This window comes from Candidatus Glassbacteria bacterium (assembly GCA_019456185.1).
Taxonomy (GTDB): Bacteria; Gemmatimonadota; Glassbacteria; order GWA2-58-10; family GWA2-58-10; genus JAJRTS01.
In genome coordinates, this window is the sequence record VRUH01000186.1 from 1 (window position 1) to 854 (window position 854).

1 protein-coding gene is annotated in these 854 nt (G+C 58.1%); it reads left to right on the plus strand.

What is annotated here, in order from left to right; translation table 11 throughout:
* Positions 1-412: 412 nt before the first annotated feature.
* A partial coding sequence (locus FVQ81_18780) for a DUF1326 domain-containing protein (protein ID MBW7998574.1) occupies positions 413-854 on the plus strand: 442 nt, incomplete at its 3' end.

Consider the following 854-nt stretch of genomic DNA (forward strand, 5'->3'; position numbering starts at 1 on the left):
CGCTCATCCCGGAAAATGCGCCGAGTTGGCAAAAGTGAACTGGGAGGGTCCCTGAGCAAGGCTCCAATCGATTACTGCTTCCCGCCAGGCGTTCTGACTTTGGGAAGCGGTACCCGCGGCCCATTCCAGGGGTGGGTATCCGGTGATATCCCGGCCCCGGCCACACCATGTCGTGGTTGCCCACGATATATCGCGGAAAAGGAGGGCCGGATCAATCGCCGGGAGTGAGGGTATGGTTTGGTAAGCAATTGATATAAATCATAATACAATATTTTTCAGCAAATGGTACGGGGATTGCGATTAGGAAGGCAGAGGGTTGGGAATTCCCCCAATCCGGGAATCGGGGGCGCCGGGCGAGCAGGAATTCCAAAGCGGCTGATGCAATCCCGAATGATGAACACACCATGGATAAATGGAGAAAGTGAAAATGACGACACCAAATTGGAGCATCGAGGGCCCGCATTTCGCCAACTGCAATTGCGATTATGGCTGCCCCTGCCAATACATGGCGCGGCCAACCGATGGCACCTGCAAGGCGGTCGTCGCCTGGCGGATCGACAAGGGGCATTTCGGGGATACCAAATTGGATGGCCTGCTGGCCCTCAGTACCTACGATTGGCCCAACGCCATTCACGAAGGCAACGGCACCATGCAGGCCATCATCGACGAACGCGCCACTCCGGAGCAGCGGGACGCCCTCACCGCCATCATGCAGGGGGAGGGAGGCGAACCGGGATCGACCATGCTGCAAATTTACCGCTCCATGTGCTCCACCGTGCACGAGCCGGTGTTCAAGCCGATCGAATTGGAGATGGACATCGAGGGCCGGACGGCCCGGCTGAGCGTTCCCGGAT